The following is a 6,974-nucleotide window of genomic DNA, read 5'->3' as shown; positions in this document are numbered from 1 at the left end:
GCCGCCCGATTCCTCGGACACATATATGCCGCCAAAGCCGAGTTCAGCAGCCTGCTTGATCGTGTCGCGAGGGAAGATATGCTTTTCATCCCATTCGGCCGCGAACGGGGTGATCGCGTCGGCGGTGAATTTCTGCGCCATTTCCTGAATGGCAAGCTGGTCTTCGGTCAGGGAAAATTGGGTCATATCTATTTCTGGTTCTTCGCTAATTGCACGGCGGTTGATTCGACGCCCCGCATTACCCGCAAGATGTTGCCCCGCGCAATCTTTGCGAGATCGGTGGCGCTATAGCCACGCCTTGCCAGCTCGGTAAAGAGCACCGGATATGTCGAGACGTCGCCGAGATCGTCGGGTGTGGAGGTAATGCCGTCATAATCGCCGCCAATGCCGATATGGTCGATGCCGGCAATCGAACGGATATGATCGATATGGTCGGCGATGTCTTTGGCAGTCACGGGCGGCATCGGGTTGCTTTCACGCCAGTTCGCCATATGCGCTGCCCGGGCGTCAGCATCGCCGGGAAACAAGGCTGCCGCGCGTGCCTGCTCGGCCTTATGCGCTGCGTCCCAGTCCCGGTTCGCGCTATTGACATAAGACGGTACGAAGGTGACCATGACCAATCCGCCATTCTCCTTCAGCCGCTTCAAAACCGCATCGGGCACATTGCGAGAGTGACGGGTAACGCCATCGGCGGAGCTGTGGCTGAATATCACCGGTGCCTTGGTCACGTCGAGCGTGTCGTTCATGGTGGCTTCGGACACATGACTAATATCCACGATCATGCCAAGGCGGTTCATTTCCTCCACCACCGAGACGCCGAATTCGGACAGGCCGTCGCTCTTCGGCGCATCAGTGGCGCTGTCCGCCCAGTCGAGGGTTTTCCAGTGGGTCAGCGTCATATAGCGGGCGCCGAGCGCATAGGTCTGTCGCAGCACGGCGAGCGAATTTCCGATCGAATGACCGCCTTCCATCCCGATCAGCGATGCAATACGGCCCTGCTTTTGAGCCATCTCCACATCCCCTGCGGTCAGGGCCAGCTGCAGATCTTCCGGATATTCGCCGACCAGACGGTGGACGATATCAATCTGTTCGATCACCCGCTGGACCGCTTCAAATTCCGGCAGTTCCGGGTCGATCCAGACCGACCAGAATTGTCCGCCGACCTTACCCTGCCGGAGCCGGGCGATATCGGTGTGCATGGGCGCCGAACCCTTGCTGGTGGTCGGAACGGTATCGTGAAAGTCGAATTGCGTGAAATCGCCGGCGAACCGGTCGGCAATTTGTTCCGGTGCATCATTATGACCATCAATCACCGGATTTTCGGCGAGCACCGCTTGCGCTACCTGGTCCGGCGTTTGGGCCGATGCTGATGAGACGGCAAGGGCGGCGACGGCGAATGCCAGGCCGTTAACAATGGGAATTGATCTCATGCGCCAAGGTCTAGTCGCGCAGGACCCGCTCGGCAAATAGCTTTTTTGCTACTTTTCGATCATTGCGTTCATACCAGCGGTTCCCGATTGCGCGTTCGGCCGCCAGCATCTGTGTGCGGGTGCCGTCGGCAAATTCAACGTCCGGCACCATTTGAGCGATCGGATCCCGATAGGCCTCGTCGACGGTCACGATCGTCCATCCGTCAGCTTTGAGTGCGGCAGCCAGATCATCGACAAACATCGCGGCAATATCGGTTTCGTGCAACAAGACCATCTGTACCGGCGCCCTGCCCAGCGTGCGGCGTGCCAGGTCGTCGGAGAAATTGGCGGACTCTACATAGGATTCGACGAACAGGTCGCGGAGGGCGTTCCAGTCCATCAGCTTGCCCGACGCTGCTGCAGCGATTGCCTGATCTTCCATATACCAGTCTGAAGCATCAACCGTGACATAGCCGTTGATCAGACCGCGCTTGCCAAGGCCTGCGCGCACGGCATCGCGCTTGACCTTGTCTTTCTGTCCCTCGTCCAGAAACGGAAAGCGGAACCAGGGGCGGTAATTGGGCCGGTTTTTCAACCACGTTTCCGCCGCGTCAATATCGGCGAGAAAGGCCGAGGCCGAAATGGCAGACAGTCTGCTGTGCTGCGCGGTATGATTGGCCAGGACATGGCCTGCCCTGGCATAAGCGGCGATATCGGCGGCATCATTGTCGTGGGCGGTAATCCGTCCGGGATTGATGAAGAAGGCGGCTTGCTTGATGCCAGCGGTCTGGAGCGCTTCGATCAGCAACCGGGGACGCTCGTCCGGTTCGAGAAAGGCGCCCTTGCTGCGCGGAACATCATCGAAACTGAACGCGATGCGCTAGTCGGATACGGCATCCAAAGCGGGATCGGGCGCCACCTCGCCTATGACCTGGTCCGGAATCCAGAATGCGAACAACAGGATCGCCAGCAGAATCGATGGCAGGAACAGCCGCGGTGACAGCGCTAGCAAGGCCGCATCCGGATCAGGTTCGCGCAGCTGCGCATTTTCTCGGAGTCGGTCCCGACCATTGCGCCATTACCGGTACCGCCGATTGGCCGTCACAGGGCGAGCCGGAGTAGGCAGCAAGGCCGTTATTATCCACAGCTTATTCGCGTGATCACCATGTCATCGTCATAGCTGACGGTCAGCCGATCATCGCGATAATCCATGGTTACCGCGGTACGTGGCGGTACCCAGCGCAATACCCGCGCGCCGGAAAGATCCAGCAGGGTTTCGCCCGATTTGGCCGACACGACATGGCCGATATGATCCTGCAGCCCGGACGCATCGCAAGCTGTCCCCGGTGGCGGGGGTGGCAGTGCGCTTTCGGTGCCGTCTGTTGCACAGGCCGACAAAGCCAGGAACGCGATAATCGGGATTTCCATACGCATCAGCAAATTTCTCCCTATCTGGTCTTAACCCATCGTCGGAATAACAAAGGCATCCTTGTTGCCGCCGTCGGCAGTGCCGTCGGGCCAGCGCTGGGTGATCGTCTTGACCTTGGTCCAGAATTTCACGCCTTCCATGCCGTGCTGGTTGGTGTCGCCAAAGGCGCTGCGTTTCCAGCCGCCAAAGCTGTGATAGGCGACCGGGACCGGGATCGGCACGTTGATGCCAACCATGCCGACCTGCACGCGGTTGGCAAATTCCCGCGCCGCGTGGCCGTTGCGGGTGAAGATGGCGACGCCATTGCCATATTGGTGCTCGCTCGGCAGCTTGAGCGCTTCCTCGAAATTCTTCGCACGGACGATCTGCAGCACGGGGCCGAAAATCTCTTCCTTGTAGCTTTCCATGTCGGTGGTGACATGGTCAAACAAAGAGGGTCCGATGAAACAGCCGTCTTCATGGCCCTGCAGCGAGAAGCCGCGGCCATCGACGACCAGTTCCGCGCCTTCATCGACACCTTTCTGGATCCAGCCCTCGACCCGGGCCTTGTGCGCCGGGTTCACGACCGGGCCATAATGCGCCTCTTCATCGGTGGAGATGCCAACCCGCAGGGCCGCCATCGCCGGGATCATCTTCTCGCGCAGACGGTCAGCGGTATCTTCGCCGACCGGGACCACCACGGGCAGCGCCATGCAACGTTCGCCAGCCGAACCAAAGGCCGCGCCGGACAGGTCGTTGACCACCTGGTCCATGTCGGCATCGGGCATCACGATACCGTGATTCTTGGCTCCGCCCATCGCCTGCACCCGCTTGCCGGCAGCGACGCCGCGCTGGTAGACATAATGGGCGATATCGGACGAACCGACAAAGCTGATGCCGCCGATTTCCGGATGATCCAGAATCGCGTCGACCATTTCCTTGTCGCCGTGCAGGCATTGCAGGATGCCCTTGGGCAGCCCGGCTTCGTGCATCAGTTCGACCAGCCGCACCGGCACCGACGGATCCCGCTCGGACGGCTTCAGGATGAAGGCATTGCCGGTCGCGATCGCCGGGCCGAACATCCACATCGGGATCATCGCCGGAAAGTTGAACGGGGTGATGCCGGCGCCGATGCCGATCGGCTGGCGCATCGAATAGACGTCGATGCCGGGTCCGGCGCCCTGGGTATATTCGCCCTTCAGCACATGCGGGATGCCGCAGCAGAATTCGATGACTTCGAGCCCGCGCTGGATGTCGCCCTTGGAATCGGCGATCACCTTGCCATGTTCGATCGACAGCAGATGGGCGAGTTCGTCGATATGCGCCTCGACCAGTTCCTTGAACTTGAACATCACCCGGGCGCGGCGCTGCGGGTTGGTTGCGGCCCATTCCGGCTGCGCCGCTAGCGCGTTCTGCACCGCGGTTTCGAGAACCGCTGCATCGCCCAGATCGACCTTCCCCTGGATACCACCATTATTGGGGTCGAAGATTTCGCTCTGGCGGGCTGCTGCTGCGGTCCCTCCAGAGGCCAAGACATGGGTCACGTTGCGCATTGAAAGACTCCTGATTGCTTTTGCGGGCTATATGCTATTTACCGCAGCAATGCACAACACCCGTCACCCTATCTTTTATGGCAATATTGCGTGAGCGATGACAATGCCGCCAGCCAGAACCGGCCGATGGCCGGAATCCTCACCCGGCTGGCCGCCATGCTGTCGCTGGGCTTCATGTTTGCTTTCGTCAAGCTCGCCGGAGAGCAAGGCGTGCATGTCACCGAGAGCCTGTTCTACCGCCAGCTGATCGCGATGCCGCTGATCTGTTTCCTGATCTGGCGCAGCCAGCGTGGCTGGCCATCGATCGTCTCGAACAAGCACCGGCTGCACATATTGCGGTCCATACTCGGCATTTTTGCGATGGGCCTCAATTTCTGGGCGATGACCCTGTTGCCGCTCGCCGATGCAACGACGATCAGCTTCACCGTGCCGATTTTCGCCACCCTGTTTGCGGCCCTGATTTTGCGCGAGAAAGTGGGAATCCGGCGCTGGTCGGCGATCATGATCGGCTTCGTCGGAGTGCTGGTCGTGGTCCAGCCGGGTGGCACTCTGATCCCCGCCTTCGGTGCCACGGTCGCTTTGGCCGGAGCGCTGGTCACGGCGGCGGTCACCCTGGTGATCCGTATCCTTGGCCGCACCGAAACCAGCATCGTCACGATCTTCTGGTTCTCCGTCTACACCTTGCCAGCGCTGACTATCTGCGCCTTCATCTATGGCGGCGGCCACGATGCGCGGACCTCGGGCTATCTGCTGGGCATCGGCATTTTCGGCGCGCTCGGCCAGCTCGCCATCACGCAGTCATTGCGCTATGCGCCGGTGTCGACGATCGTGCCGATGGACTATAGCGCGCTGATCTGGGCGACCATCTTCGGCATCCTGCTGTTCGGCCAATATCCCGGCCTGTCGATCTGGCTGGGGGCGCCGATCATCATCGGATCGGGCCTATTCATTGCCTGGCGCGAGCATGTGACGGCGGGCCGCCTGTCGATTGCCAAGGCGGTCGACAGCGCCTGATCCAGTCCCAAAGTTTGTCAAAGTTGGGGCCAAGAACGCCTATTTGCGGACCGATTATTGGTTTCGCGCGCCGTAGCGGGAAAAAATACTTTTCACCTGCCAATTCTTTTTTGTTTTCCGTGACCTTTGGCCCAAACCCGCGAATTTCCAAGGTTAAAGTCTCGCGAAAAGGGTCGACAGTGAGACCTTTCGGCAGCGGGTGGGTTATCGGTCCCTGGTCAGCGGGAGGTCTGCGGCCCGTTTATTTAAGCTGTCAAAGAACGAACAGGCAGAATAAGCGATCAGGCAGGGTGTAGGAAAGGCGTTTGTTGACGGGCATTGCCAGATCAACATGCGATTTCGCCGGATGCCAACACCATCAGGGCAGGTTTTCCATGGTCGCGACGTAGCGGGTACCGGCATTGCCGGACTGGCAGTCCAGCTCGGCCCTGGCCATCGTGGCAAAGGCGACAAGAAAACCCTGCCCCTCGGCACCGTCGCGAATATCTTCCGGCAACCCGACACCGTCATCCTCGATCGTCAGGACCGCCTCGTTGTCGGCGCTAGTCAGGGTGATGGATATCACGCCGGACTCGCGTTTTATAAACGCATGTTTCACGGCGTTGGTAACCACAGCTTGGGAGCGAAATCGATCGCGTCCAGTTGGGTTATTCTCTGCATTGCTCCAGAATAGGGACAACGAGATTGTTCGGCAAATTGATAATATGCCTGGATCGACGATTTCTGCGCGCTGTCCCAACGACTTACCATCAACGGCGGAGCGCGCCGTGCCGATGCTGTCCCGGATGGCCTGATCCAATCTCGCCAAGGCGGTGCAGGACGGATAAGGAAGCGGAAATGGCCGGCTGACTGGACGGCTAATTGGCGCCCATCTTGTAGATCATCCACAACGCCATGCCGATCATGAACAGATTCTCGGTAAGCGAGGTGAAGCCGAGCGGGACATTGCTGTCGCCGCCGACGCAGGCGCATTTCAGTTCGCGTTTCTGGATATAGACGGCGTAGAAGACCGAGACCGCGCCGATCGTGCCGATGAACAGCGCCACCGGGATGGCCAGCCACAGGCCGACGCCGGCGATCATCAGGACACCGGCCAGACCCTCGCCAAACGGGTAGAGATAACCGTAGCGCACCCAGCGCCTGGCGAGCAGGTCATAGTTGAGGAACATGGTCGAGAAGCTCTCGACGTCACGCAGCTTGAGATAGGCAAGACCGCACATCGAGAAGGCGACAAACCATTCCGCCGTCAGCACCGAAACCCACGCTCCGGTGGCGACAAAGGCCGCGGCGAGCGCCATCAGGAAAGTCATCGCGAACAGGGCGATGACCGGCTGATAGCTGGTGTCGCTGCGCTCGTCCTTCGGTTTGTCCTTGCCCAAAAATACCCGCAAGCCGTCATAGCCGCCGATCCGATCGCCATTGATGAAGGTCTGCGGCGTGGTTGCGACGTCATGCTTGGCCTTGAACGCATCGGTCTCCTCGCGCGTCGTCAGATGATGGTCCTCGACGGTGAAGCCCTGCCGTTCGAGCAGATCTTTCGATTTCAGGCCATAGGGACAGATATGGCCTGGCATCACCATACGGTGCAGT

The 6,974-nt window shown here is 59.8% G+C and carries 9 protein-coding genes; 2 read left to right on the top strand and 7 right to left on the bottom strand.

From position 1 onward, the window contains the following. The 3 genes from ACEW8J_RS09425 to ACEW8J_RS09415 all read right to left on the bottom strand — a co-directional run. A partial coding sequence (locus ACEW8J_RS09425) for an acyl-CoA dehydrogenase family protein (RefSeq protein ID WP_373491381.1) occupies nucleotides 1-186 on the bottom strand: 186 nt, incomplete at its 3' end. Between the two features lie 2 nt (nucleotides 187-188). Further along, on the bottom strand, nucleotides 189-1,430 hold the full coding sequence (locus ACEW8J_RS09420; protein ID WP_373491380.1) for a dipeptidase: 1,242 nt from the start codon (nucleotides 1,428-1,430) through the stop codon (nucleotides 189-191). 10 nt (nucleotides 1,431-1,440) lie between these two features. Beyond that, complete coding sequence (locus ACEW8J_RS09415) at nucleotides 1,441-2,286, bottom strand: polysaccharide deacetylase family protein (protein ID WP_373491384.1); 846 nt, start codon at nucleotides 2,284-2,286, stop codon at nucleotides 1,441-1,443. 119 nt (nucleotides 2,287-2,405) lie between these two features. On the opposite strand from ACEW8J_RS09415, the gene ACEW8J_RS09410 reads away from it, so the two are divergent. Next, the gene (locus tag ACEW8J_RS09410) at nucleotides 2,406-2,531 is read left to right on the top strand and encodes a hypothetical protein (protein ID WP_373491379.1); all 126 of its coding nucleotides are present in this window, start codon (nucleotides 2,406-2,408) and stop codon (nucleotides 2,529-2,531) included. Nucleotides 2,532-2,546: 15 nt separating this feature from the next. Here ACEW8J_RS09410 and ACEW8J_RS09405 read toward each other — a convergent pair whose 3' ends face one another. Together ACEW8J_RS09405 and ACEW8J_RS09400 are read right to left on the bottom strand one after the other, a co-directional pair. Next, complete coding sequence (locus tag ACEW8J_RS09405; RefSeq protein WP_373491378.1) at nucleotides 2,547-2,843, bottom strand: I78 family peptidase inhibitor; 297 nt, start codon at nucleotides 2,841-2,843, stop codon at nucleotides 2,547-2,549. Nucleotides 2,844-2,867: 24 nt separating this feature from the next. Continuing rightward, the gene (locus tag ACEW8J_RS09400) at nucleotides 2,868-4,370 is read right to left on the bottom strand and encodes a CoA-acylating methylmalonate-semialdehyde dehydrogenase (protein WP_373491377.1); all 1,503 of its coding nucleotides are present in this window, start codon (nucleotides 4,368-4,370) and stop codon (nucleotides 2,868-2,870) included. Nucleotides 4,371-4,460: 90 nt separating this feature from the next. On the opposite strand from ACEW8J_RS09400, the gene ACEW8J_RS09395 reads away from it, so the two are divergent. Continuing rightward, the gene (locus ACEW8J_RS09395; RefSeq protein ID WP_373491376.1) at nucleotides 4,461-5,384 is read left to right on the top strand and encodes a DMT family transporter; all 924 of its coding nucleotides are present in this window, start codon (nucleotides 4,461-4,463) and stop codon (nucleotides 5,382-5,384) included. Between the two features lie 358 nt (nucleotides 5,385-5,742). Here the strand turns inward: ACEW8J_RS09395 and ACEW8J_RS09390 are convergent, their stop codons facing one another. Both ACEW8J_RS09390 and ACEW8J_RS09385 read right to left on the bottom strand, forming a co-directional pair. Then, nucleotides 5,743-5,997 carry an ATP-binding protein gene (locus ACEW8J_RS09390; RefSeq protein ID WP_373491375.1) on the bottom strand — a complete coding sequence of 85 codons (255 nt, stop codon included), beginning with the start codon at nucleotides 5,995-5,997 and terminating at the stop codon, nucleotides 5,743-5,745. 244 nt (nucleotides 5,998-6,241) lie between these two features. Next, nucleotides 6,242-6,964 (bottom strand): glutaredoxin family protein, encoded by a 723-nt coding sequence (locus ACEW8J_RS09385; protein ID WP_373491383.1) that lies wholly within the window; start codon nucleotides 6,962-6,964, stop codon nucleotides 6,242-6,244. Between the last annotated feature and the right edge of the window lie 10 nt (nucleotides 6,965-6,974).

The organism is Parasphingorhabdus sp., assembly GCF_041748495.1.
In the GTDB taxonomy this organism is placed as follows: Bacteria; Pseudomonadota; Alphaproteobacteria; order Sphingomonadales; family Sphingomonadaceae; genus Parasphingorhabdus.
This window is presented reverse-complemented; position numbering and strand designations above follow the sequence as displayed.